Genomic DNA, 24544 nt, shown 5'->3' with positions numbered 1-24544 from the left:
TCCGCTGAACTGCGCGGGCCCGGCGCGTCCGGGTTCGCGTGTGACTTTCGAGGAACGTCCATGTTTACAGCCAGGATGGCGCGCTCGATGGCCAGCGAAAGCGCGCCGGCCGCCTCGTTCGCCGCACCGGGTTCGTCCGGTGCGCCCGTTGCCGATTGCGTGCTCGAGGTGCGCGGCGTCGGCAAGTCGTTTCCCGGCGTCGTCGCGCTCGACGGCGTGCAGTTCCGCGTGCGCCGCGGCACCGTGCATGCGCTGATGGGCGAGAACGGCGCCGGCAAGTCGACGCTGATGAAGATCATCGCCGGCGTCTACACGCCCGACCAGGGCGAGATCCTGATCAACGGCGAGCCCGTCGTGCTGAACGGCCCGCTCGACGCGCTCGATCGCGGGATCGCGATGATCCACCAGGAACTCAACCTGATGCCGTACATGACGGTCGCGGAGAACATCTGGATCCGCCGCGAACCGAAGAACCGCTTCGGCCTGATCGATCACGCCGAGCTGCGCCGCCGCACCGCCGCGCTGTTCGAGCGCCTGTCGATCGACATCGATCCGGAAGCCGACGTGCGCACGCTGACGGTCGCGAGCCGCCAGATGGTCGAGATCGCGAAAGCCGTGTCGTTCGACTCGGACGTGCTGATCATGGACGAGCCGACTTCCGCGCTGACCGACAAGGAGGTCACGCACCTGTTCCGGATCATTCGCCAGCTGCGCGAGCAGGGCAAGGGCATCGTCTACATCACGCACAAGATGAACGAGCTGTTCGAGATCGCCGACGAGTTCTCGGTGTTCCGCGACGGCAAGTACATCGGCACGCACGCGTCGACCGACGTCACGCGCGACGACATCATCCGGATGATGGTCGGCCGCGAGATCACGCAGATGTTCCCGAAGGAGGAGGTGCCGATCGGCGACGTCGTGCTGGCCGTGAAGAACCTCGGCGTCGAAGGCGTGTTCCGCGACGTCAGCTTCGAGCTGCGCGCGGGCGAGATCCTCGGCGTCGCGGGCCTCGTCGGCTCGGGGCGCTCGAACGTCGCGGAGGCGCTGTTCGGCGTCGTGCCGGCCACTTCGGGCGAGATCCTGATCGACGGCAAGCCGGTGCGCATCGCCACGCCCGCGCAGGCGATGAAGCACGGGATGGCATTCCTCACCGAGGACCGCAAGGACACCGGCTGCTTCCTGAATCTCGACCTGCTCGCGAACATGGAAGCGGCGGTGCTCAGCAACCGTTACGTGAAGTTCAATTTCGTGCGGCAGGCGCAGCTGAAGCGCGACTGCGAGGAAATGAGCCGGATGCTGCGCGTGAAGACGCCGGGTCTGCACGAGGAAATCCAGAACCTGTCGGGCGGCAACCAGCAGAAGGTGCTGATCGGCCGCTGGCTGCTGACGCAGCCGCGCATCCTGATCCTCGACGAGCCGACGCGCGGGATCGACGTCGGGGCGAAGGCCGAGATTCACCGGCTCGTCAGCGCGCTCGCCGGCAAGGGTGTCGCGGTACTGATGATCTCGTCGGAAATGCCGGAAGTGCTCGGCATGAGCGATCGCGTGATGGTGATGCACGAAGGCCGGATGACCGGCATCGTCGAACGCAAGGATGCCGACCAGGTCCGCATCATGGACCTGGCCTCGCGCTGAGCCGCAACAAGCATGGAGACAACTGAAATGGGCAACCTGAATCCGGTCGCGGACGCGCAGTCCATGACGATCAAGACGCGGCACGCGAAGTGGCCGCCCGAGCTGAGCATCTTCCTGGTGCTGGTGGGCATCAGCCTGTTCTTCGAGGTGATCGGCTGGCTCGTCGTCGGCCAGAGCTTCCTGTTCAACGCGGAGCGGCTCGAGATCATCGTGCTGCAGATGGCCGTGATCGGCATCATCGCGGTCGGCGTGAACCTCGTGATCATCACCAGCGGGATCGACCTGTCGTCGGGGTCGGTCGTCGCCGCGGCGGCCGTCGTGTCGGCCAGCCTCGCGCAGGTGTCCGATTTTCCGCGCGCGGTGTTCCCGCACCTGACCGACCTGCCGGTCATCTGGCCGGTGCTCGCCGGCGTGTGCGTCGGGCTGCTGGTGGGCCTCCTGAACGGCTCGCTGATCGCGCTGACGGGCATCCCGCCGTTCATCGCGACGCTCGGCACGATGGTCGCCGCGCGCGGCTTCGCGAAGTGGTTCACCAACGGGATGCCGGTGTCGATGCTGACCGACCCGTTCGCGGCGATCGGCGCGGGGGCGAACCCGGTGATCATCTTCCTCGTTGTGGCCGCGATCTTCCACGTCGTGCTGCGCTACACGCGCTTCGGCAAGTACACGTACGCGATCGGCGCGAACCGCCACGCGGCCGTCGTGTCGGGCATCAACGTGACGCGCCACCTGGTGTTCGTCTATGCGATCGCGGGCCTCCTGAGCGGGATCGCCGGCACCGTGACGGCCGCGCGTGCGATCTCCGGCCAGTCGGGCATGGGCGTGATGTACGAGCTCGACGCGATCGCGGCGGTCGTGATCGGCGGCACGTCGCTGTCGGGCGGCCTCGGGCGCGTGACGGGCACCGTGATCGGCGTGCTGATCCTCGGCGTGATGACGTCGGGCTTCACGTTCATCCGGATCGACGCGTACTACCAGGAGATGGTCAAGGGCGCGATCATCGTCGCGGCCGTGATCGCCGACCAGTACCGCAACAAGAAGTCGCGCCGCTGACCTGCCGCGACCGAATACGAAACCGATCGGGAAGAAGATGAAGATCGCTCTGGATCCCTACATGATTCGCCACCTGCCGCTCGACCGGCTGCCGCACGCGGTCGCCGAGCTCGGCTACGACCAGATCGAGCTGTCGCCGCGCAGCGACTTTCTCGACTGGTGGGTGATGCCGCGCGCGACGCGCGAGCGCATGGCCGCGTTCCGGCAGGCGCTGCGCGCAAGCGGCGTGGGCCTCGCGTCGCTGCAGCCGATGTACCGCTGGGCCAGCCCGTTCGAGGACGAGCGGCAATGGGCGGTGCGCTGCTGGAAGAAGGCGATCGAGGTCGCGCTCGAGATGGCGTGCCCGCTGATGGTGTCCGAGTTCGGGCGCGGCGCGTCGCCGGAGCGCTCGGTCGGCGAGCGGCCGGGTGCGAACCCGAAGGAGCTGTGCGAGGCCGCATGGTTCCGTTCGATGGACGAGCTGCTGCCGATCCTCGAGCGCGAACGCATCGTGCTGTCGGTCGAACCGCATCCGGAGGACTGGGTCGAGCAGCTGCAGCCGGCGATCGACATCGTCACGAACATCGGCTCGCCGTCGCTGAAGCTGTCGTACATCGCACCGCACACGTTCTACTACGGCGACGACATGGCCGCGATGATCGCGCAGGCCGCACCGATCCTCGCGCACGTACGCGTGGCCGACACCTTCGACCACCGCAAGAGCAGCCAGCTGCGCTACATCGTGAACCCGCCCGGCTCGAACCAGATCCGCGTGCACCAGCATCTCGACATCGGGCAGGGCGAGATCGACTGGGACATGTTCTTCCGCGCGCTCGGCGAGGCCGGCTTCGACGGCGTGATGTCGTCGTGCGTGTTCGCGTGGGAGGACCGCGCGGAAGCGTCGTCGCGCTACATGCGCGAGACGATCCAGCGCTATGTCGAGCGCCATTTCGAGCGTGCGGCGGCGCGCTGACTCATGACTGACCGGTGCGGCATGGGCCGCGCCGTTGCTGAATGACAGACTGGAGATATCCGGATGACCTTGCAAATCGGCGTGATCGGCTGCGGCGCGATCGGCCAGGACCATATCCGCAGGCTCACGCGCACGCTGTCCGGCGCGCGCGTGGTGGCCGTCAACGACATCGATCCGCAGCAGGCGCGCGATGCGGTGACGAAGTACGGGCTCGATGCGGAAATCTACGGCGACGGCCACGAAGTGGTTGCGGCCGCCGACGTGCAGGCCGTGCTCGTCACGTCGTGGGGGCCGACCCACGAAGCGTTCGTGCTCGACGCGATCGCGCACGGCAAGCCGGTGTTCTGCGAGAAGCCGCTCGCGGTGACGGCGGAAGGCTGCATGCGGATCGTCGAGGCCGAGGTCGCGCACGGCCGCCGGCTCGTGCAGGTCGGCTTCATGCGGCCGTACGACGAAGGCTATCGTGCGCTCAAGCGCGTGATCGACAGCGGCGAGATCGGCGCGCCGCTGATGCTGCACTGCGCGCACCGCAACCAGTCGGTCGGCGAACGCTACACGACCGACATGGCGATCACCGACACGCTGATCCACGAGCTCGACGTGCTGCGCTGGCTGCTCGGCGAGGACTATGCGAGCGCGCAGGTCGTCTATCCGAAGAAGACGCGCCACGCGAGCGCGCATCTCGCCGATCCGCAGATCGTGCTGCTCGAAACCGCGAGCGGCGTGCGCATCGACGTCGAGATCTTCGTCAACTGCCAGTACGGCTACGACATCCAGTGCGAGGTGGTCGGCGAGAACGGCATCGCGAAGCTGCCCGATCCGCCGACCGTCGGGCTCAAGCACGCGACGCGGCAGTCGGTCGAGATCATGACCGACTGGAAGGAGCGCTTCATCGCGTCGTACGACGTCGAGCTGCAGGCATTCATCGACGGCGTGCGGCAGGGCGCGTTGACCGGGCCGTCCGCGTGGGACGGCTATGCGGCGGCGGTGGCGGCCGACGCCTGCGTGCGCGCGCAAAAGAGCGGGGCGGTCGAGCCGATCGCGATGGCCGAACGCCCGGCGTTCTATCGCGGCTGAGCCGCAACCGCTTACCTGCCGGACTGACCGACATGACGATGAAGATTGGCTGCGCGCCCTGCTGCTGGGGCGTCGACGACGTGAACAACCCGCACCTGCCGCCGTGGCGGCACGTGCTCGCCGAGGCCGCACAGGCCGGCTACTCGGGCATCGAGCTCGGGCCGTACGGCTATATCCAGCTCGACCTCGACGTGGTGAGCGCCGAGCTCGACCGGCAGCGCCTGAGCATCACCGCCGGCACGATCTTCGACGACCTGGTGTCGCCGGAGAACCTGCCGAACCTGCTGCGCCAGACGCGCGAGATCTGCATGCTGATCACGCGGTTGCCGAGGCTGCCGACGCAGCACGGCCAGCGCTACGCGGCGCCGTACCTGGTCGTGATGGACTGGGGACACGAGGAGCGCGACTACGCGGCCGGCCACGCCGATCGCGCGCCGCGGCTGTCCGACGAACGCTGGGCGCGCATGGTCGACCATATCCGCCAGATCGCGGAGATCGCGCGCGACGAATTCGGCGTGCGCGCGGTGATTCATCCGCATGCGGGCGGCTACATCGAGTTCGCGGACGAGATCGACCGGATCGTCGCCGACATCGCGGCCGATACGGCGGGCCTCTGTCTCGACACCGGCCACCTGTACTACTCGGGGATGGATCCCGAAACGTGGCTGCGGCGGCATGCGGCGCGGCTCGACTACGTGCATTTCAAGGATATCGACGCGACCGTGTACGGCGCGGTGATGGGCGAGCACATCGCGTTCTTCGCGGCTTGCGCGCGCGGCGTGATGTGCCCGATCGGCAACGGCGTGCTCGACTACCGCGCGATCCGCCGCGCGCTCGACGACATCGGCTATGCGGGGTACATCACGATCGAACAGGAGCGCGATCCGCGCAACGCCGGCACGAGCCTGCGCGACGTCGCGGCGAGCCGCGCGTTTCTGGCATCGGCCGGATTCGCGTGAACGACCGACGGTTTGCACCCCTGAACACACCATGAACACCTGAATACGGACAGGAACACGACAATCATGATCGACGGACAGATTCTGCTTGGACATTCGATTCCCTGGGGCATGGTCGGCGGCGGGCTCGGCAGCCAGATCGGCTACAGCCACCGGTCGGCCGCGTTGCGCGACGGCAGCTTCCGGCTGGTCGCCGGCGCGTTCGATATCGACGCCGAGCGCGGCCGGCAGTTCGGCGTGAAGCTCGGCGTCGACGCCGAGCGTTGCTATCCCGACTACCGGACGATGTTCGAGGCCGAGGCGAAGCGCGCCGACGGCATCCGCGCGGTGTCGATCGCGACGCCGAACAACACGCACTTCGAGATCTGCCGCGCGGCGCTGAACGCGGGGCTGCACGTGGTCTGCGAGAAGCCGCTGTGCTTCACGACGGAGGAGGCCGAGACGCTGCAGCGGCTGTCGGTCGAGAAGAATCGCATCGTCGGCGTCGCGTACGGCTATTCAGGTCACCAGATGATCGAGCAGGCGCGCGAGATGATCGCGCGCGGCGATCTCGGCGAGATCCGCATCGTGCAGATGCAGTTCGCGCACGGTTTCCACAGCGAGGGCGTCGAGGCCGCGAGCGCGGCCGCGCGCTGGCGCGTCGACCCGAAGTTCGCGGGCCCGAGCTACGTGCTCGGCGACATCGGCACGCACCCGCTGTACATCTCGGAAGTGATGGCGCCCGAGCTGAAGATCCGCCGGCTGATGTGCTCGCGGCAGAGCTTCGTGAAGAGCCGCGCGCCGCTCGAGGACAACGCGTTCACGATCATGGAATACGACACGGGCGCGATCGGCTACGTGTGGTCGAGCGCGGTGAACGCGGGCTCGATGCACGGGCAGAAGGTGCGCGTGATCGGCTCGAAGGCGAGCGTCGAATGGTGGGACGAGCATCCGAACCAGCTGCGCTACGAAATCCAGGGGCAGCCCGCGCAGGTGCTCGATCGCGGAATGGGCTATCTGCATCCGCACGCGTTGCGCGAGGATCGCATCGGCGCCGGGCATCCGGAAGGGCTGTTCGAAGCGTGGTCGAACCTGTACGCGCGCTTCGCGTTCGCGATGGATGCGGCCGACCGCGGCGACGTGCAGGCGTTGAAGCAAATCCGCTTTCCGGACGTCCACGCGGGCGTCGAAGGCGTCCGTTGGGTCGAGAACTGCGTGCGGTCCGCCGATGCGGGCGGCGTGTGGGTCGACTATCGTTGAGCCATGGAGGGCCGATGCGCGGCATCGGCCTGCGGCGTCGAGCCTCGGTAGACGCCCTAATCTTTACGGCGCGACAAGGGCGTTGGAAAATCGTTTCCAGTACAGCCGTGGAGCGTGTGCAGGTGATGATCGAGCGCGTGGGAGCGAGCGTGCGGCATGGGTCGTGCCGCAAACGTGATTAAATTCGCCCTTCATGCATGTATACAGGTGAGTCCCGGGCCGCGTCCGTCAGTAATCGCGCGCATCGGGGCCGTCAACTTCGCGCTATCCGATGAGCTCATCCGAGAAACCTCCTGCCACCGTCGAGCAGTTCCTGCAGCATCTGACGCAGGAGTACGACGGCCTCAGCAATCGCCTGAAGGTGATTGCGCGTCACGTGGAAACGCATCGGGACCAGCTTGGCCTGGAAGGCATCCAGTCGCTCGCGGAGGCGTGCGGGGTCCAACCGTCGGCCGTCGTGCGGTTCGCGAAGCATTTCGGCTTTTCCGGCTTCTCCGAGATGCAGCGCTTGTTCCGCGAGGGCCTGGCCCAGCAGATCGCGCCGGGCCGCGCGTACAACCTGCGATTGCGCGACGTGATCGAGGCGGGCTCGTCGAGTCTGCAGCCCGAGCAGATCGCCGACGAATTCATCAAGGGCAGCATCGCCGGGATGCAGCAGCTGCGGCAGACGCTCGATCCGCAGGCGCTCGCGCAGGCCGTCGACCTGCTCGCCGACACGCAGGCGATCTGGATCGCCGGCTCGCGCCGCGCGTTTCCGATCGCCGTGTATCTCGACTATGCGCTGCAGCACACCGACAAGCGCATCGGCCTGTTCAGCGCGCTCGGCAGCATGCATCTCGGGCAGATCCGGTCGGTGCGCGAGGGCGACGTGATGATCGTGATCTCGTTCATGCCGTATGCGGAAGAAACCGTGCAGGTCGCGCAGCAGGCCGTGCAGCGCGGTGCGCGTCTGATCGCGATCACCGACAGCCGGATGAGCCCGCTCGCGCGGGAGGCCGAGGTGACGCTGATGGTGCAGGACAGCGCGACGTTCGGGTTCCGCGCACTGACCGCGACGATGGGCCTCGCGCAGAGCCTGTTCGTGGCGCTCGCCTACCGGCTCGAGCTGTCGTATCTGCCGACCACCGACGGCGCCCACGACACGAAGGCCGGCTGACGCCGGCCTTCCGTTTGCCTGCCGCCCGCGGGTCCCTCCGGCGGGCGGCGTGCTAGTCAGGCTTACTTCGCGGTCGGCATCGCGAACTCGGCACCCTTGCCGATGCTCGACGACCAGCGCTGCATCACCGACTTCTGGCGCGTGTAGAACCGCACGCCTTCCTCGCCGTACGCATGCATGTCGCCGAACAGGCTCTTCTTCCAGCCGCCGAAGCCGTGCCATGCCATCGGCACCGGGATCGGCACGTTGATGCCGACCATGCCGACCTGGATGCGCCGCGCGAATTCGCGCGCGATGCCGCCGTCGCTCGTGAAGCACGCGACGCCGTTGCCGAACTCGTGCGCGTTGATCAGGTCGACGGCTTCGCCGAAGTCCTTGACGCGCACGCAGCCGAGCACCGGCCCGAAGATTTCTTCCTTGTAGATGCGCATGTCGGGCGTCACGTGATCGAACAGCGTGCCGCCGGTGAAGAAGCCTTCCTCGCGGCCCGGCACGCGCAGCCCGCGCCCGTCGACCACCAGTTGCGCGCCTTCGCTGACGCCTTGCGCGATGTAGCCTTCGATGCGCTTCAGCGCTTCGCCGGTGACGATCGGGCCCATCTCGACTTCCGGCGACATCCCGTCGCCGATCACCAGCTTGCGCGCGCGCTCGGCGACCGCCGGCACGATCCGGTCGGCCACGTCGCCGACCAGCACCGCGATGCTGATCGCCATGCAGCGCTCGCCGGCCGAGCCGTACGCGGCGCCGATCAGTGCATCGACCGCCTGCTCGATGTTCGCGTCGGGCATCACGACGAGGTGGTTCTTCGCGCCGCCGAGCGCCTGCACGCGCTTGCCCGACTGCACCGCGCGCTGCTGCACGTAGGCCGCGATCGGCGTCGAGCCGACGAAGCTGACGGCCTGCACGTCCGGATGGTCGAGCAGCCCGTCGACCGCGCCCTTGTCGCCCTGCACGACGTTGAACACGCCGGCGGGCAGGCCTGCCTGCGTGAGCAGGTCGGCCATGAACAGCGCCGCCGACGGATCGCGTTCGCTCGGCTTCAGCACGAACGTGTTGCCCGTCGCGAGCGCGACCGGGAACATCCAGCACGGCACCATGCACGGGAAGTTGAACGGCGTGATCCCGGCGACGACGCCGAGCGGCTGGCGCATCGTCCAGTTGTCGATGCCGGTGCTGACCTGGTCGGTGAAGTCGCCCTTCAGCAGTTGCGGCACGCCGCACGCGAATTCGATGATGTCGATGCCGCGCGCGACTTCGCCCTGCGCGTCGGAGAACACCTTGCCGTGCTCGGCCGTGATGATCGCCGCGAGCGTGTCGCGGTGCTCGTTCATCAGTTGCAGGAAGCGGTGCAGCACGCGTGCGCGGCGGATCGGCGGCGTCGCGGCCCAGGCCGGGAACGCGGCGTGGGCGGACGCGACGGCCTGCTGCACTTCGTCGTCGCCGGCGAGTGCGACGCGGCGCACCGCGCGGCCGAGCGCCGGATTGAGGACGTCCTGGAAGCGGCCGCTGCGGCCGGCAACGGGCGCGCCGTCGACATAGTGGCCGACGTCGGCGTCGGACGTGTAGGCGGGAACCGGATTCATCGTGTCTCCTGAGGATTGGGGGGTGGACGGAACCTAGTCTAGGCAAAGCGGCGGGGCGGGAGAAGGCCGCGCAGCTTGATTCACTGTTCAGAATTCTGAATAATTACTGGATGAATCAGCAAAATGTCCAGGCGCTCTGGCCGCATATCCATTCGCTGACGGTGCTGGCCGCGGCCGGCAGTTTCACGGCCGCCGCCCAGCGGCTCGGCATCAGCAAGGCCGCGATGAGCCAGCGCATCGCCGATCTCGAGAAGGCGGCTGGCGTGCCGCTCGTGCGGCGCACGACGCGCAGCGTGCGGCTCACCGACGCGGGGCAGACGCTGGTCGACAGCACGCGCGACGCGTTCGAGTCGATCGGCCAGCACTTCGCGCGCGTGAAGGACCTGGCCGGCGAGCCGCGCGGGCTGCTGCGCGTGACCGTGCCCGTCGCGCTCGGGCGCCAGCAGGTCGTGCCGCACCTGCCCGATTTCCTGCGGCAGCATCCGGGCGTGCAGATCGAACTCGACCTGTCCGACCGGCTGCATTCGCTCACGCAGGAAGGTTTCGACCTCGCGATCCGCCATACGACGACCGCGCCGCAAACCCACGTCGCGTGGAAGCTGTGCGACACGCGTTCGCTGCTGGTCGCGAGCCGCGACTACCTCGACGCGCGCGGCGCACCGCGCCACCCGAGCGAACTCGTCGACCACAGCTGCCTGTGCTACCTGCGCGAGCACGAACCGGCCGCCTGGAGCTTCGAGCCGGACGACCGGCGGCGCCAGCGCGTGAGCGTGCCGGTGCGCGGCAGCTTCGCGGCGAACAACAGCGAGGCGATGCGCGAGGCCGCGCTCGGCGGGCTCGGCATCGCGCTGCTGCCGGATTTCAGCGCGCAGCGCGATCTCGACGCCGGCCGGCTCGTCGCGCTGCTCGACGGCTGGCGGCCGTCGGGCGCGTTCGGCGACCACATCTTCGCGATCCGGCCGTACAGCCCGGTCGTGCCGAGCGCGGTGCGCGCGCTCGTGCGGCACCTGCGCGAGCGGCTCGCGGGCGGTTTCTCGGGCCCCTGACGTGCTACTGACGTGCCCCTGACAGGCGCTTGGCGGAACGAGCGCGGGCGCGCCGCGTCGCCCGGCCGGGCCTTGGCCGCGCGGGCAGGGGTGGCCGCGCTGCGGTAAAATCGCCGCTTCCTCCCGCGCCCGTGTGGCGCGTCATTCGAAGGTCGACAGCCGATGCAGATTCACAAGGAAGTGGACGCGCGCGGGCTCAATTGCCCGTTGCCGATCCTGCGCGCCAAGAAAGCGCTCGCCGATATGGAGAGCGGGCAGATCCTCAAGGTGCTCGCGACCGACCCGGGCTCGCAGCGCGATTTCGCCGCGTTCGCGAAGCAGACGGGCAACGAGATCGTCGAAGTGACGACCCAGGACAAGACGTTCGTGTTCCTGATGCGTCGCCGCTGACGGCCCGCATCACGCGCCTCTTGCGGCACCGCACGCACGCCGCCCGTTGCGGCCCGGCCGCGCCTCTGACGCCTCTGACAATCCTTAAACCTCGTCGCGCGGCCGGCTGCGTATACTGATCCGGCCGGTCGTCCGTCCCGGATGGATGCGCCGGCTACGGTACGTCATACGAGGCGGGCACGGGGGCCATGCCTGACGCTACCGTCGTACAAACGGGGAGAGGACATGTCCTTCAGACCAGGGGCCATTCGAAGTCCGTCCGCGGCGGAATGCATCGCGCCCGCACGCGCGGCGGGGTTGAGCCGGATCGAGCTCGACCCGCAACAGGATCGCCACGCGCGTGCCGCACTTGAGGCGTATGCCGATTCGGCGGCGGCCGAGATGCCGTGGCTGGCCGAATCGCTCGACGAACGGCTGCGCGGCGCCGCGCGGGACGACGGCGCGTGCCTCACGTATTGCGGTGCGACGATCGAGCGTGTGTTCGATCTCGCGCAAGCGTGGGCGGCGAGCCAGCCCGACTATGCGGCGCCGGCGTGGGAGCGCGTGCGCGGCCAGCTGGAGCGGCTGCTGGGGCAGCCCATCCTGGGGCAGCCCATGCGGCGGCAGCCGGAGCAGCCCTCGGTCGCGCGGCTGCCGCGCGTGCCGGCCGACGATCTGGCCGAGTCGGTGGCCGGCATGGCGGGCGCCGGCTAGGCGCGAGATCTTGCGAAGGGAAGGATTATTCGAATAAATGACCGCAGTCCGCGCAATTTCTTGGCGAATTTCATACTACTATGATGAAATCGCCGGTTCGTCCGTGCCCCGTTTTTGAGATATTTTCCGGGGGCCGTGTCGCGCAGGTTGCGCACGCGGCAAACGACGGCTCGCCGGCCGGTGTCGGAAGCTGCGCGCGTGCCGCGCGGCGGGGTGAGCGCGGGGAGCTGAACTGGACGAATCGATTTCGATTTGCGGGGTGCTATGAGAATTGCTGTACTGGATGACGATCCGGCCCAGACGGATTTCGTCAGTCAAACGCTGACGGCCGTCGGCCACACGTGCTATGCGTTCAAGGAAGGCAAGGCCCTGAAGAAGCGTCTGCAGCGCGAGACGTTCGATCTGCTCGTGCTCGACTGGAACGTGCCCGACATGTCCGGCGAGGAAGTGCTCAAGTGGGTGCGTGCGAACCAGACGGAGCACAGCCTGCCGATCATCTTCATGACGAGCCGCGACGACGAGGCGGGGATCACGCAGATCCTCAACGCCGGCGCCGACGATTACGTGGTCAAGCCCGTGTCGGGCCCGATCCTGCGCGCGCGCATCGGCTCGCTGCTGCGCCGCGCGTATCCGGTCAACGCGGAGGCGACCGTTCGCGAGTTCGACCAGTTCCGCTTCGACGTGAACCTGAAGCAGGCCTATGTCGGCGACAAGGCCGTGAGCCTCACGCAGAAGGAATTCGAGCTCGCGTTGTTGCTGTTCCAGCACCTCGACCGGCCACTGTCGCGCGCGCACATTCTCGATCTCGTGTGGAAGCAGGCGACCGACATTCCGTCGCGCACGATGGATACGCACATCTCGATGCTGCGCACGAAGCTCGGCCTGCGGCCGGAGAACGGCTATCGCCTCGCGCCGATCTACGGCTACGGTTACCGGCTCGAGCGGGTCGGTCAGGGAGAACCGGAGTGACCCAGCGAATCACGCAGCGCGCGGCGAGCCTGCGCACGGCGGCGCTGCACGCGGCGTGCGCGGTCGCGTTTGCGTTCGCGGCACAGCAGGCCGTGGCGCAGCCGCCCGCAGCCGTGGGCAAGACGGTCGTCTATCGCACGCAAGCCGGCGACACGCTGTACGACGTCGCGGCGCGCTACCTGCAGGGCCCGGATGACTGGCAGCTGCTGCAGCAGATCAACGGCGTGCCCGCGCCGAAGCACCTTCAGCCCGGCATCGCGCTGAAGCTGCCGGTCGCGCGGCTGCGCAAGGAAAAGCTGACCGCGCGCGTCGTCGCGGTGCAGGGCACGGCCGAGCGCGCGTCCGGCGACGCGTACGCGCCGCTCGTGAACGATGCGACGCTCACCGAGGGCGACCGTGTGCGCACGGGCGCGAACGGCTTCCTGACGCTCGAACTGGCCGACGGCACGCACATGAGCCTGCCGCCCGACAGCCAGCTCGACCTGAAGACCTTGCGCCGCACCGTGCTGACCGGCACGCTCGATCGCGAGTTCGAGCTCACGCGCGGCTCGGTCGACAGCGAGGTCACGCATCTGAAGAAGCGCGACGACCGCTTCCAGATCCGCTCGCCGTCGGTCGTGGCCGGCGTGCGCGGCACACGGTTCCGCGTGAACTACGACGCCGCCGGCAACGCGGCGACGCGCGTCGAGGTGCTCGACGGCACCGTCGGCGTCGCGGGCAAGCAGCAGCCGGCCGACCCGACGCTCGTGCATGCGAACTTCGGCAGCGTCGCGACGTCGTCCGGCGAGGTCGGCGCACCTGTGCAGCTGCTGCCGGCGCCCGCGCTCACGCATCCCGACAAGGTGCAGGACGAGCCCGACCTCACGTTCGACATCGCGCCGCTCGAGCATGCGCACGCCTATCACCTGCAACTCGCGCGCGATGCGGGCATGCTCGAGTTGTTCAGCGAAACGCGCACGGTCTCGTCGCGCGCGGTGTTCCGCGAGGTGCCGAACGGCACGTACTTCGTCCGGATTGCCGCGATCGACGACAACGGCCTCGAAGGCATGCCGCACATTTACGCGTTCGAGCGGCGCCTGATGGGGCTCGACGCGACCGCGTCTCCCGGCCCGAACGGCTACGAATTCCGCTGGTCGCCGAACGGCGCGGCCAAGGATGCGCATTATCGGTTCGTGCTGTCGCGCTCGAAGGACCTGAGCGCGCCGGTCGTCGACCAGATGGGCCTGCAGGCGCACCGGATCACGGTCGCCCACCTGCCGCCCGGCGACTACTACTGGGCGGTGACGGTCGAAGAGTTCGAGGGCGGCAAGTTCTATCAGAAGACGAGTCCGGTCAGCGCGTTCACGTTGTCGCGCTGACCCGCGGCGCATGAAAACCGACTCCGTTTCCCCGCGGCGGCGCCTCGGCCGCCGCTTCCTGATCGAGTGGATCGCGATCGGCTGCCTCGGAATCGCGGTGATTCTCGCGTGCGCGCTCGGCCGGTTGTCGTCGAGCGTCGACGGGCTGATCTACGACCGGCTGCTGATGCTGCGCAGCCTGCCGCTGTCGCCCGACGTCGTCGTCGTCGACATCGACAACCAGAGCGTGTCCGCACTCGGCCGCTGGCCGTGGCCGCGCAGCGTGCACGCGCGGCTGCTCGACACGCTGGCGCGTGCGCAGCCGGCCGCGGTCGTCTACGACGTGCTGTTTACCGAGCAGTCGCCGGAGGATCGCGCGTTCGCGGACGCGATGGCCCGTGTGCCGACCTTCCTGCCCGTCCTGCTGAGCCCCGAGCAGGCGGACGGCACGCGCACCGTCGATCCGCCGGTGGCCGAGCTGTCGGCACGCACGATGGGGCTCGGCCACATCAATCTCGAGGTCGATCCCGACGGCATCGTGCGCAGCGTCGCGCTGTTCGAAAGCGACGGACGCGTGCGCTGGCCGCAGTTGATGGTGCCCGTCTACCGCGCGATCGAGGCCGGACGGCTGCATCCGGTCGGCGGTGCGCCCGGCGCGAATGCGCACGACCTGTCGCGCGACGCGACCGGCGAGGGCCGCTACCTGATCCCGTTCAGCCGCAGCACGCCCGCGTATCCGACACTGTCGTTCGACGACGTGCTCGAAGGCCGCGTGAAACCCGATGCGCTGCGCGGCAAGATCGTCGTCGTCGGCGTGACGGCGTCGGGCCTCTACGACCGCTTCGCGACGCCGGTGTCGGGCGACTTCGGCCCGCTAGCCGGCGTGTACATCCATGCGAACGTGCTCGACATGCTGACGACCGGCAGCGCGATCCTGCCCGTGTCGCGCGCCGGGCTCTTCGTCGCCTCGCTGCTGCCGCTCGCCGTGCTGCTGGGCGGTTTCCTGATGCTGTCGCCGTGGCGCGCGCTGCTGCTGACGCTGAGCCTGGCCGCGCTGGCCACCGTCGCGAGCCTGGCGCTGCTGTTCGAGGCGCGCGTGTGGCTGTCGCCCGCGCCGGCGATCTTCGGGCTGGTCGCCGTGTACCCGATCTGGAACTGGCGGCGCCTGGAAATGACGATGTCGTACCTGCGCCGCGAACTGCAGCGGCTGGCCGACGAGCCGCACCTGCTGCCCGAGGCGCCGCGCACGCGCAGCGTCGGCGGCGACGTGCTCGAACGCCAGATGGCGCTGATGGCACAGGCCGCGCAGCGCGTGCAGGACATGAAGCGCTTCGTGTGGGACAGCCTCGACAGCATGCCGGAGCCGATCTTCGTCACCGACCTGGCCGGAACCGTGCTGATCGCGAACCATGCGGCGAAGCGCTACGGATCGCGGCTCGCGTTGCCGCTGCCGGAAGGGCGGTCGCTGCGCGCCGCGCTCGGCGAGCTGACCTTCATGAAGACCGTCGACGGCAACGCCGAGCACGACGTCACGATCCGCGAACATTGGCCGGCCGCGCTCGACCCGACGCTCGGGGCCGAACAGGACGCGATGGCGCGCGGCATCGAGGTGCGCGATCGCGACGGGCTCGACCATCTGTTACGCTACGCCCCGTGTACGAACGCGCAGGGCCGCGTGACGGGCTGGATCGCCGGCCTCGTCGATGTGACCGAGCTGCATGCCGCCGAGCGGCAGCGCGAGGAGGCGCTGCACCTGCTGTCGCACGACATGCGCTCGCCGCAGTCGTCGATCCTCGCGCTCGTCGAGATCGAGCGCGATCGCGTCGAAACCGACGCGATGCGCGGGCTGCTTGCGCGGATCGAGCGCTATGCGCACCGTGCGCTGTCGCTCGCCGACGAGTTCGTGCAGCTGGCGCGCGCGGAGTCGCAGGTGTACCAGCTCGAACCGACGAGCCTGGTCGACGTGCTGATCGACGCGAGCGACGAAGTCTGGCCGCAGGCGCAGGCGAAGCGCATCCGCATCGAGACCGACGTCGGCGCCGACATGTGCTGGATGCGCGCCGACCGCTCGCTGATCACGCGCGCGTTCGTCAACCTGCTGAACAACGCGGTCAAATACAGTCCGTCCGACACGGCGATCACGTGTACGCTGACGGTCGAGCACGCATCGAAACGGATGTTCTGTACGATTCGCGATCAGGGGTACGGCATCGCGCCGGAAGATCAGCGGCATCTGTTCGAGCGTTTCAAGCGGTTCCATGCCGGCGAGCGGCCCGAAATCTCGGGCTCCGGGCTTGGCATGGCATTCGTGAAGACGGTCGTCACGCGCCACGGCGGCAGCGTGACGGTCGACAGCGAAGTGGGTGTCGGCACCGCGGTGACGGTGTCGCTGCCCGCGATCGACGAGCCGTCCGCCTGACAGGGCCGGGCACGACGGCAGGCATTTGGGGGAAGTCATGAGAAAGGAATGGGCAGCGACCGCGCTGGCGGTGTCGTTGTTGACGGGTTGCGCCGGCGTCACGACCGGCGTGAGCGCGCTCGGGCAGCCGAATGCGTTCGCATCCGGTGCGCACGGCTACGATTTCGTTCGCACGGCCGCTCAGGCCGACGATGCCGAATACCGGCAGATCGAGACGCTCGTGCGCGACGAGCTCGCGCACCGCGGCTTCGACGCGCAGCCCGGCAACACCGCGGACTACCGGCTGTCGATCGCGTATGCGACGCAGCCGGCATCGGTCGCGACGACGGCCGACCAGTGCGGCGTGGCAGGCAGCGCGTGCGTGACCGTCGACGGACCTGCGCCGTTCGCGCTGCCGTTCGCGGGCAAGGTTTACCGCCACGTGCTGACGCTGCGTTTCGTCGATGCGAAGTCGGGCGCCGACGTCTATCGCGTGTCGGCGTCGCTGCGCGATCGCGATGCGGGCTCGCGGCAGGCCGCGCCGACGCTCGTGAAGAGCGCGCTCGCGAAGCTGCCGTTCGAGCAGGGCGACGGCTGGTTCGTGACGACGAAAAAAGACGACGCGGGCGCAATGCCGGGCGTCGTCTCGGTGAAGTCGGCCGCCGCGCGCTGACGCGCCGGCCGTGAGGTGAGGGCGGGCCCGCCGGGGAGGCGCGGCCGGCCCGTGCCGCGTTCAGGCGGCCGGTTGCCCGTTGCCGCGCGCGCGCAGGTACGCGTCAAACTCGGTGCCGACTTCCGGGTGGCGCAGTGCGAATTCGACCGTCGCCTTCAGGTAGCCGAGCTTGCTGCCGCAGTCGTAGCGCGTGCCCTGGTACTTGTAGGCCAGCACCTGTTCGTCGGCGAGCAGCGCCTGGATCGCGTCGGTGAGTTGCAGCTCGCCGCCCGCGCCCGGCTTCAGCGCGCGCAGGTGTTCGAAGATCCGCGGCTTCAGGATGTAGCGGCCGACCACGCCGAGGTTCGACGGCGCGTCTTCCGGCGCCGGCTTCTCGACGATCGCCGACATCTTGACGATCGACTCTTCCCACTCCTTGCCGTCGACGATGCCGTACGACTTCGTCTCCGACGGCGGGATCTCTTCCACGCCGATCACCGAGCTGTGATAGTGGTCGAACACGTCGACCATCTGCTTCATCACGGGCGGGTTGCCGTCGAGCAGGTCGTCAGCGAGGATCACCGCGAACGGGTTGTCGGCCACGAGCTTCTCCGCGCACAGCACAGCATGGCCGAGGCCGAGCGCTTCCGGCTGGCGCACGTAGAAGCAGTCGACATGGCTCGGCTTGATGCTGCGCACGAGCTCGAGCAGCTTCGCCTTGCCGCGTGCCTCGAGTTCCGCCTCGACCTCGTACGACTTGTCGAAGTGATCCTCGATCGCGCGCTTGCTGCGCCCGGTCACGAAGATCATCTCGGTGATGCCCGCGGCGATCGCTTCCTCGACGGCGTACTGGATTAGCGGCTTGTCGACGACGGGCAGCATTTCCTTCGGGCTCGCCTTCGTTGCCGGGAGGAACCGCGTGCCGAGACCGGCGACGGGGAATACCGCCTTGGTGACTTTCAACATGATCGAACCTTTATTCCTGTAATCGTCTTGTCAGACAGTCTATGTTCACGTTCCGATTATAGTGAACGCAAACGACCTTACCGTTTGTTACGCAGGCAACCGATCGAGCTGAGCGCGCAGTTTTTCCAGCGTGCTCTGGAATTCGGCGACGCGTTTCTGCTCCTGTTCGACCACGGCCGGCGGCGCTTTCGCGACGAACGCCTCGTTGCCGAGCTTCGCATTGCACTTCGCGATCTCGCCCGTCAGGCGCGCGATTTCCTTCGACAGGCGCTCGCGTTCGGCCGCGACGTCGATCTCCACCTTCAGCACCAGCTTGTTCGGGCCCACGATCGCGATCGGCGCGCCGTGCGCTTCCTTGTCGAGCGTCGCTTCGTCGGCCAGGATCTGCACTTCCGACAGGCGGGCGAGGGCCTGGACGTACGGCGCGAACGAGCGCAGGCGCTCGGCATCGCCGGCCGCGAGCAGCGGCACCTTGGTCGCGGGCGACAGGTTCATCTCGCCGCGCAGGTTGCGGCACGCGTCGACGATCGCCTTCAGGTCGGCCGCCCATTGCTCCGATGCCTCGTCGATCTTCTGCAGGTTCGCGACCGGATACGCCTGCGTCATCAGCGACGCTTCGCCCTCGGCCTTGCCTTGCGGATAACGGCCCGCGAGCGGCGCGACCTTCTGCCAGAGCGCTTCGGTGATGAACGGGATGACCGGGTGCGCGAGGCGCAGCACCGTTTCCAGCACGCGCAGCAGCGTGCGGCGCGTCGCGCGCTGCTGTTCCGGCGTGCCGTTCTGGATCTGCACCTTCGCGAGTTCGAGGTACCAGTCGCAATACTCGTCCCACACGAACTTGTAGATGCTCGTCGCGATGTTGTCGAAGCGGTAGTCGGCGAAGCCCTTCGCGATGTCGGCCTCGGTGCGCTGCAGGAGCGACACGATCCAGCGGTCGGCCGCCGAGAAGTCGAGGTAGCCGCCGGGGCCGCAGTCGCCCGCGCCGCACACTTCCGGCTTGTCGGCGCCGCAGTCGTGGCCTTCGCAGTTCATCAGCACGAACCGCGTCGCGTTCCACAGCTTGTTGCAGAAGTTGCGATAGCCTTCGCAGCGCGCGAGGTCGAAGTTCACGTTGCGGCCGAGCGTCGCCATCGACGCCATCGTGAAGCGCAGCGCGTCGGTGCCGAACGCGGCGATGCCGTCCGGGAATTCCTTGCGCGTCTTCTTCTCGATCGTCGCTGCCTGCTTCGGGTTCATCAGGCCCGTCGTGCGCTTCGCAACCAGCGTTTCGAGGTCGATGCCGTCGACGATGTCGATCGGGTCGAGCGTGTTGCCCTTGCTCTTCGACATCTTCTGGCCTTCCGCGTCGCGCACGAGGCCGTGCACGTAGACGGTGTGGAACGGCACCTTGCCGGTGAAGTGCGTCGTCATCATCACCATCCGGGCGACCCAGAAGAAGATGATGTCGAAGCCGGTGACGAGCACCGACGACGGCAGGAAGTGTTGCAGCTCAGGCGTTTCGTTCGGCCAGCCGAGCGACGAGAACGGCACGAGCGCCGACGAGAACCATGTGTCGAGCACGTCCTCGTCGCGCTTGAGCGCGCCGGCATAGCCCTTCGCGGCGGCCTGCGCGCGCGCTTCTTCCTCGTTGCGTGCGACGAACACCTCGCCGTTCTCGCCGTACCATGCGGGAATCTGGTGGCCCCACCACAGCTGGCGCGAGATGCACCAGTCCTGGATGTTCTCGAGCCACTGGTAGTAGGTGGTCGTCCAGTTTTCCGGCACGAACTTGATCTGGCCGTTGCGCACGACGTCGAGCGACGTTTCGGTGATCGACTTGCCCGGGTTGAACGTGCCTTCCGGCGCCGGCTTCGTCATCGCGACGAACCACTGGTCGGTCAGCATCGGCTCGATCACGACGCCCGTGCGGTCGCCGCGCGGCACCATCAGCTTGTGCGGCTTCACGGAGTCGAGGAAGCCTTCCGCATCGAGGTCGGCGACGATCGCCTTGCGCGCGTCGAAGCGGTCGAGGCCGCGATACTGCTCGGGGCCGTTGTCATTGATCTTCGCGTCGAGCGTCAGGATCTCGATCGGCGCGAGGTTGTGGCGCAAGCCGACCTGGTAGTCGTTGAAGTCGTGCGCGGGCGTGACCTTCACGACGCCCGTGCCGAACTCGCGGTCGACGTAGTCGTCGGCGATCACCGGGATCTCGCGGCCCGTCAGCGGCAGCGTGACGAGCTGGCCGATCAGGTGCGCGTAGCGCTCGTCTTCCGGATGGACCATCAGCGCGACGTCGCCGAGCATCGTCTCGGGACGCGTCGTCGCGACGGTCAGCGAGCCAGAGCCGTCGACGAGCGGGTAGCGGATGTGCCACAGGTGGCCGTTTTCCTCTTCGCTCGCGACCTCGAGGTCCGACACCGCGGTGAGCAGCACCGGATCCCAGTTGACGAGGCGCTTGCCGCGGTAGATCAGGCCCTGTTCATAGAGCGTGACGAACACGTCGCGCACGGCGGCCGACATCTTGTCGTCCATCGTGAAATATTCGCGCGACCAGTCGGTCGACGCGCCAAGACGGCGCACCTGGCCCGTGATCGTCGAACCGGACTGCTGCTTCCACTCCCACACGCGCTCGACGAACTTCTCGCGGCCGAGGTCATGGCGCGACACGCCCTGCGCGTCGAGCTGGCGCTCGACGACGATCTGGGTCGCGATCCCCGCGTGGTCGGTGCCGGGCACCCACAGCGTGTTCTCGCCGAGCATCCGGTGGTAGCGGGCGAGGCCGTCCATGATCGTCTGGTTGAACGCGTGGCCCATGTGCAACGTGCCGGTGACGTTCGGCGGCGGCAGCTGGATCGCGAAATCGGGGCGCGCAGGGTCGAATGCCGGGGCGGCATAACCGCGTTTTTCCCACTCCGGCCCCCATTGGGACTCGATGGTGTGGGGTTCGAAACTCTTCGCAAGCGTGCTGTCGCTCATGGTTGGAAATCTGCCGAAAAATGCGTGAATTGGATGCCGAATCCGACAATTATAAATGGATGCACATCGGCCAGCCATCGCGTTGCCAGCGCGGGCCCGTCGCGAGGCGCGCGCGGCGCGGCGGCGGCATGCGGCCGAACGGATCGGAAACGGCATCGCGCGGCCGACTTATAATGGCGGGTCCGCATTTTTCTCGCACGTCCGCTGCCGCTCCATGCCCGATCTGCTCGCCAATCTGAACCCTGAACAATACGCCGCCGTCACGTTGCCGAACGAACCGGCGCTGATCCTCGCGGGGGCGGGCAGCGGCAAGACCCGCGTGCTGATCACGCGCATCGCCTGGCTGATCCAGCAGGGCTACGCGTCGCCGGCCACCGTGCTGGCCGTCACCTTCACGAACAAGGCCGCGCGCGAGATGATGGCGCGGCTGTCGGCGATGATGCCGATCGACACGCGCGGGATGTGGATCGGCACGTTCCACGGCCTGTGCAACCGGATGCTGCGCACGCACTGGCGCGACGCCGGCCTGCCGCAGACCTTCCAGATCCTCGACACGGCCGACCAGCTGTCGGCGATCAAGCGGCTGATGAAGGCGGCGAACGTCGACGACGAGAAGTACCCGCCGAAGAACGTCCAGTACTTCATCAACAATGCGAAGGAGCAGGGGCTGCGTCCCGACAAGGTCGACGCGTCCGACAACTTCAACCGCAAGTTCGTCGAGCTGTACCAGGCGTACGACCAGCAGTGCCAGCGCGAGGGCGTCGTCGACTTCCCCGAGTTGCTGCTGCGCTGCTACGAGCTGCTCGCGTACAACGCGCCGCTGCGTGCGCACTACCAGGCGCGCTTCAAGCACATCCTCGTCGACGAGTTCCAGGACACCAACAAGCTGCAGTACGCGTGGCTCAAGATGCTCGCGGGCGGCCAGAACGCGATCTTCGCGGTCGGCGACGACGACCAGTCGATCTATGCGTTCCGCGGCGCGAACGTCGGCAACATGCGCGACTTCGAAGACGAATTCCGCGTGCGCAACCTGATCAAGCTCGAGCAGAACTACCGGTCGCACGGCAACATCCTCGACGCGGCGAACCAGCTGATCTCGAACAACGCGCACCGCCTCGGCAAGAACCTGCGCACCGACGCCGGCCACGGCGAGCCCGTGCGCGTGTACGAGGCGAGCACCGATGCGCAGGAAGCCGGCTGGATCGTCGAGGAGATCCGCTCGCTGATCAACACCGGGATGTCGCGCAGCGAGGTCGCGGTCCTGTATCGCAGCAACGCGCAGTCGCGCGCGATCGAGCACACGTTGATGACGTCGGGCATCCCGTATCGCGTGTACGGCGGCCTGCGCTTCTTCGAGCGCCAGGAAGTGAAGCACGCGCTCGCGTACCTGCGCCTGATCGACAACCCGAACGACGACACCGCGTTCGTGCGCGTCGTGAACTTCCCCACCCGCGGGATCGGCGCGCGCTCGATCGAGCAGCTCGCGGACGCCGCGCGCCTGTACGATTGCTCGATGGCCGCCGCGATTCCGTACGTGACCGGCAAGGCCGGCACGAGCCTTGGCGCGTTCGCGACGCTGATCGCGAAGATGCGTGCCGAGACGCAGCAGATGAGCCTGCCGGAGACGGTCGAGTATGTCGTGCGCGCGAGCGGCCTGGCCGATTTCTACCAGGGCGAGCGCGAAGGCCAGGACCGCCTCGAGAACTTGCAGGAACTCGTGAACGCGGCCACCGCGTTCGTCAGCGAGGAAGGCTACGGGCTCGACGCGCCAGCTCGCTCGATTCCGCTGCGCGCGGGCGCGATCGCGGCACCGGAACTCGGCGTGGACGCGGACGATCCGACGGTCGACGTGCTCGATCCGGCCCCGCTCGACGACCCCGCGCAGAACCCCGACACGATGACGCCGCTCGCGGGCTTCCTGTCGCACGCGTCGCTGGAAGCGGGCGACAATCAGGCGCAGGCCGGCCAGGACGCGGTGCAGCTGATGACGGTGCACGCGGCGAAGGGCCTCGAATTCTCGGCCGTGTTCATCACCGGCCTCGAGGAAGGGCTGTTCCCGCACGAGAACAGCGTGCTCGAATCGGACGGCCTCGAGGAAGAGCGCCGGCTGATGTACGTCGCGATCACGCGCGCGAAGGAGCGGCTCTACCTGTCGTTCGCGCAGAGCCGGATGCTGCACGGCCAGACGCGCTACAACGTGCGCTCGCGCTTCTTCGACGAATTGCCGGAGCACGTGCTGAAGTGGCTCACGCCGAAGGTCGAGGCGGGCTCGCGCTGGGGCGGCCGCTCGGACAACGCCGGCTGGGGGCGCGACTGGTTCGCGCGGCCGGGCGGCGGCAGTCGCGAGCAGGTCGTCGACGCGGCGGTCACCGCGCCGCTGCCGGCGTTCGCGAACAAGCAGCGCGCGGCCGACACCGGCTTCCGCGTCGGCCAGCAGGTCTTCCATACCAAGTTCGGCGAGGGTACGGTCACCGCGCTCGAAGGCAACGGCGCCGATGCGAAGGCGCAGGTGAAGTTCAAGCGGCACGGCGAGAAGTGGCTCGCGCTGGCGGTCGCGAAACTGCAGGCGGTGGAATGATGGGCATCGACATGGCTGAAACGGTTTCGGCACGCCCGCTCGGTATTCTGGCCGCGCTGCCCGAGGAACTCGGCGACCTGATCGCCGCGATGCGCGCCGAGGGCACAATGAAGACGGTCACGCTCGGCCGCCGCGATTACCACGTCGGCACCGTGCACGGCGCGGCCTGCGTCGTCACGCTCGCGCGGGTCGGCAAGGTCGCGGCCGCCGCGACGGTCAGCGCGCTGATCCATGTGTTCGGCGTGTCCGGCATCGTGTTCACCGGTGTCGCCGGCGGGGTGTCGCGCGCGGTGCGCGTCGGCGACGTCATCGTCGCCGATACCCTGCTGCAGCACGACCTCGATGCGTCGCCGCTGTTTCCGCGCTACGAGGTGCCGCTCCTCGGCATCACGCGGTTCGCGACCGACGCGGAACTTACGGCCCGCCTGAAGTCCGCGTGCACGCTGTTCGTCGCCGAGGAGGGCGCGCAGTTCGCCGCGCGTTTCGGGCTGGCGGGAGCAACGCTGCACGGCGGGCTGATCATCAGCGGCGACCGCTTCGTGTCGAGCGAGCGGGAAGTCGTCGCTTTGCGCGACGCGCTGCCGGATGCACTCGCGGTCGAGATGGAAGGCGCGGCGATCGCGCAGGTGTGCGCCGAACACGACGTACCGTTCGCCATCGTGCGCACGATCTCCGATACGGCCGACGATCACGCGACGCAGTCGTTCTCGCACTTCCTGTCGGCGATCGCGAGCAGCTATTCGTCCGGCATCCTCAAGCGTTTCCTGACGCTGCATGCGACGGAGCGTGGCGCGGCAATCATATAGGTAGGCGCGCCGTGCTTAGGCGCTGCAAGGACGAAGGGGCCATGATGGATTAAGCGCTCACGGCTGCCCGGGAAGTTGGGGCAGTCAGGACGATCGCACG

19 protein-coding genes are annotated in these 24544 nt (G+C 67.9%); 16 read left to right on the top strand and 3 right to left on the bottom strand.

Features of this window, described 5'->3' with window-relative positions:
• Positions 1-60: 60 nt before the first annotated feature.
• The 7 genes from DIE23_RS27685 to DIE23_RS27655 all read left to right on the top strand — a co-directional run bounded on the left by DIE23_RS27685 (position 61) and on the right by DIE23_RS27655 (position 8071).
• On the top strand, positions 61-1635 hold the full coding sequence (locus DIE23_RS27685) for a sugar ABC transporter ATP-binding protein (protein ID WP_124615022.1): 1575 nt from the start codon (positions 61-63) through the stop codon (positions 1633-1635).
• Positions 1636-1662: 27 nt separating this feature from the next.
• Positions 1663-2688, top strand: coding sequence for an ABC transporter permease (locus DIE23_RS27680; RefSeq protein ID WP_124615052.1), 1026 nt, complete (start codon positions 1663-1665; stop codon positions 2686-2688).
• A 37-nt stretch (positions 2689-2725) separates the two neighbouring features.
• On the top strand, positions 2726-3640 hold the full coding sequence (locus tag DIE23_RS27675) for a sugar phosphate isomerase/epimerase family protein (protein ID WP_124615021.1): 915 nt from the start codon (positions 2726-2728) through the stop codon (positions 3638-3640).
• Positions 3641-3703: 63 nt separating this feature from the next.
• Positions 3704-4717, top strand: a complete 1014-nt coding sequence (locus DIE23_RS27670) for a Gfo/Idh/MocA family protein (protein WP_124615020.1) — start codon at positions 3704-3706, stop codon at positions 4715-4717.
• Positions 4718-4749: 32 nt separating this feature from the next.
• Positions 4750-5676, top strand: coding sequence for a TIM barrel protein (locus tag DIE23_RS27665; RefSeq protein ID WP_124615019.1), 927 nt, complete (start codon positions 4750-4752; stop codon positions 5674-5676).
• A 66-nt stretch (positions 5677-5742) separates the two neighbouring features.
• Positions 5743-6915 (top strand): Gfo/Idh/MocA family protein, encoded by a 1173-nt coding sequence (locus DIE23_RS27660; protein WP_124615018.1) that lies wholly within the window; start codon positions 5743-5745, stop codon positions 6913-6915.
• 271 nt (positions 6916-7186) lie between these two features.
• A complete protein-coding gene (locus tag DIE23_RS27655) occupies positions 7187-8071 on the top strand; it encodes a MurR/RpiR family transcriptional regulator (RefSeq protein ID WP_124615017.1) in 885 nt (294 codons plus the stop codon).
• A 62-nt stretch (positions 8072-8133) separates the two neighbouring features.
• Here DIE23_RS27655 and DIE23_RS27650 read toward each other — a convergent pair whose 3' ends face one another.
• Positions 8134-9654 (bottom strand): CoA-acylating methylmalonate-semialdehyde dehydrogenase, encoded by a 1521-nt coding sequence (locus DIE23_RS27650; RefSeq protein WP_124615016.1) that lies wholly within the window; start codon positions 9652-9654, stop codon positions 8134-8136.
• A gap of 110 nt (positions 9655-9764) precedes the next feature.
• Here DIE23_RS27650 and DIE23_RS27645 point away from each other — a divergent pair, with 110 nt between their 5' ends.
• From DIE23_RS27645 to DIE23_RS27615, 7 genes are all read left to right on the top strand, one after another.
• Positions 9765-10700, top strand: a complete 936-nt coding sequence (locus DIE23_RS27645; RefSeq protein WP_124615015.1) for a LysR family transcriptional regulator — start codon at positions 9765-9767, stop codon at positions 10698-10700.
• Between the two features lie 162 nt (positions 10701-10862).
• The gene (locus DIE23_RS27640) at positions 10863-11090 is read left to right on the top strand and encodes a sulfurtransferase TusA family protein (RefSeq protein WP_006753156.1); all 228 of its coding nucleotides are present in this window, start codon (positions 10863-10865) and stop codon (positions 11088-11090) included.
• 225 nt (positions 11091-11315) lie between these two features.
• Complete coding sequence (locus DIE23_RS27635; protein WP_124615014.1) at positions 11316-11783, top strand: peptidase; 468 nt, start codon at positions 11316-11318, stop codon at positions 11781-11783.
• A gap of 264 nt (positions 11784-12047) precedes the next feature.
• A complete protein-coding gene (locus DIE23_RS27630) occupies positions 12048-12752 on the top strand; it encodes a response regulator transcription factor (RefSeq protein WP_006490421.1) in 705 nt (234 codons plus the stop codon).
• Entirely contained in the window at positions 12749-14110 is a 1362-nt protein-coding gene (locus tag DIE23_RS27625; protein ID WP_124615013.1) for a FecR domain-containing protein, read from the top strand. The genes DIE23_RS27630 and DIE23_RS27625 overlap by 4 nt, the downstream gene beginning before the upstream one ends.
• A 10-nt stretch (positions 14111-14120) precedes the next feature.
• Positions 14121-16508: a CHASE2 domain-containing protein gene (locus tag DIE23_RS27620; protein WP_124615012.1), complete on the top strand. Its 2388-nt coding sequence runs from the start codon at positions 14121-14123 to the stop codon at positions 16506-16508.
• Between the two features lie 37 nt (positions 16509-16545).
• Positions 16546-17160 carry a DUF4136 domain-containing protein gene (locus DIE23_RS27615; RefSeq protein ID WP_124615011.1) on the top strand — a complete coding sequence of 205 codons (615 nt, stop codon included), beginning with the start codon at positions 16546-16548 and terminating at the stop codon, positions 17158-17160.
• Positions 17161-17220: 60 nt separating this feature from the next.
• On the opposite strand, the gene galU is transcribed toward DIE23_RS27615, so the two are convergent.
• Positions 17221-18105, bottom strand: coding sequence for a UTP--glucose-1-phosphate uridylyltransferase GalU (galU, locus tag DIE23_RS27610; RefSeq protein ID WP_124615010.1), 885 nt, complete (start codon positions 18103-18105; stop codon positions 17221-17223).
• Positions 18106-18192: 87 nt separating this feature from the next.
• On the bottom strand, positions 18193-21060 hold the full coding sequence (locus DIE23_RS27605) for a valine--tRNA ligase (protein ID WP_124615051.1): 2868 nt from the start codon (positions 21058-21060) through the stop codon (positions 18193-18195).
• Between the two features lie 214 nt (positions 21061-21274).
• On the opposite strand from DIE23_RS27605, the gene DIE23_RS27595 reads away from it, so the two are divergent.
• Both DIE23_RS27595 and DIE23_RS27590 read left to right on the top strand, forming a co-directional pair.
• On the top strand, positions 21275-23638 hold the full coding sequence (locus tag DIE23_RS27595; RefSeq protein WP_124615009.1) for a UvrD-helicase domain-containing protein: 2364 nt from the start codon (positions 21275-21277) through the stop codon (positions 23636-23638).
• Positions 23635-24444 (top strand): 5'-methylthioadenosine/adenosylhomocysteine nucleosidase, encoded by an 810-nt coding sequence (locus tag DIE23_RS27590; RefSeq protein ID WP_124615008.1) that lies wholly within the window; start codon positions 23635-23637, stop codon positions 24442-24444. The genes DIE23_RS27595 and DIE23_RS27590 overlap by 4 nt, the downstream gene beginning before the upstream one ends.
• The last annotated feature ends 100 nt before the right edge of the window (positions 24445-24544 follow it).

It is taken from the genome of Burkholderia sp. Bp9143, assembly GCF_003853645.1.
In the GTDB taxonomy this organism is placed as follows: domain Bacteria; phylum Pseudomonadota; class Gammaproteobacteria; order Burkholderiales; family Burkholderiaceae; genus Burkholderia.
Note: the sequence above shows the minus strand (reverse complement) of the source record. Positions and strands in the feature narration are given on the sequence as shown.

Coding starts and splice junctions, on each gene's coding strand:
- DIE23_RS27655 (WP_124615017.1), top strand. CDS start 7,187: ATGAGCTCATCCGAGAAACCTCCTGCCACCGTCGAGCAGTTCCTGCAG.
- DIE23_RS27680 (WP_124615052.1), top strand. CDS start 1,663: ATGGGCAACCTGAATCCGGTCGCGGACGCGCAGTCCATGACGATCAAG.
- DIE23_RS27675 (WP_124615021.1), top strand. CDS start 2,726: ATGAAGATCGCTCTGGATCCCTACATGATTCGCCACCTGCCGCTCGAC.
- DIE23_RS27620 (WP_124615012.1), top strand. CDS start 14,121: ATGAAAACCGACTCCGTTTCCCCGCGGCGGCGCCTCGGCCGCCGCTTC.
- galU (WP_124615010.1), bottom strand. CDS start 18,105: ATGTTGAAAGTCACCAAGGCGGTATTCCCCGTCGCCGGTCTCGGCACG.
- DIE23_RS27645 (WP_124615015.1), top strand. CDS start 9,765: ATGAATCAGCAAAATGTCCAGGCGCTCTGGCCGCATATCCATTCGCTG.
- DIE23_RS27640 (WP_006753156.1), top strand. CDS start 10,863: ATGCAGATTCACAAGGAAGTGGACGCGCGCGGGCTCAATTGCCCGTTG.
- DIE23_RS27660 (WP_124615018.1), top strand. CDS start 5,743: ATGATCGACGGACAGATTCTGCTTGGACATTCGATTCCCTGGGGCATG.
- DIE23_RS27685 (WP_124615022.1), top strand. CDS start 61: ATGTTTACAGCCAGGATGGCGCGCTCGATGGCCAGCGAAAGCGCGCCG.
- DIE23_RS27595 (WP_124615009.1), top strand. CDS start 21,275: ATGCCCGATCTGCTCGCCAATCTGAACCCTGAACAATACGCCGCCGTC.
- DIE23_RS27615 (WP_124615011.1), top strand. CDS start 16,546: ATGAGAAAGGAATGGGCAGCGACCGCGCTGGCGGTGTCGTTGTTGACG.
- DIE23_RS27665 (WP_124615019.1), top strand. CDS start 4,750: ATGACGATGAAGATTGGCTGCGCGCCCTGCTGCTGGGGCGTCGACGAC.
- DIE23_RS27670 (WP_124615020.1), top strand. CDS start 3,704: ATGACCTTGCAAATCGGCGTGATCGGCTGCGGCGCGATCGGCCAGGAC.
- DIE23_RS27630 (WP_006490421.1), top strand. CDS start 12,048: ATGAGAATTGCTGTACTGGATGACGATCCGGCCCAGACGGATTTCGTC.
- DIE23_RS27650 (WP_124615016.1), bottom strand. CDS start 9,654: ATGAATCCGGTTCCCGCCTACACGTCCGACGCCGACGTCGGCCACTAT.
- DIE23_RS27635 (WP_124615014.1), top strand. CDS start 11,316: ATGTCCTTCAGACCAGGGGCCATTCGAAGTCCGTCCGCGGCGGAATGC.
- DIE23_RS27590 (WP_124615008.1), top strand. CDS start 23,635: ATGATGGGCATCGACATGGCTGAAACGGTTTCGGCACGCCCGCTCGGT.
- DIE23_RS27605 (WP_124615051.1), bottom strand. CDS start 21,060: ATGAGCGACAGCACGCTTGCGAAGAGTTTCGAACCCCACACCATCGAG.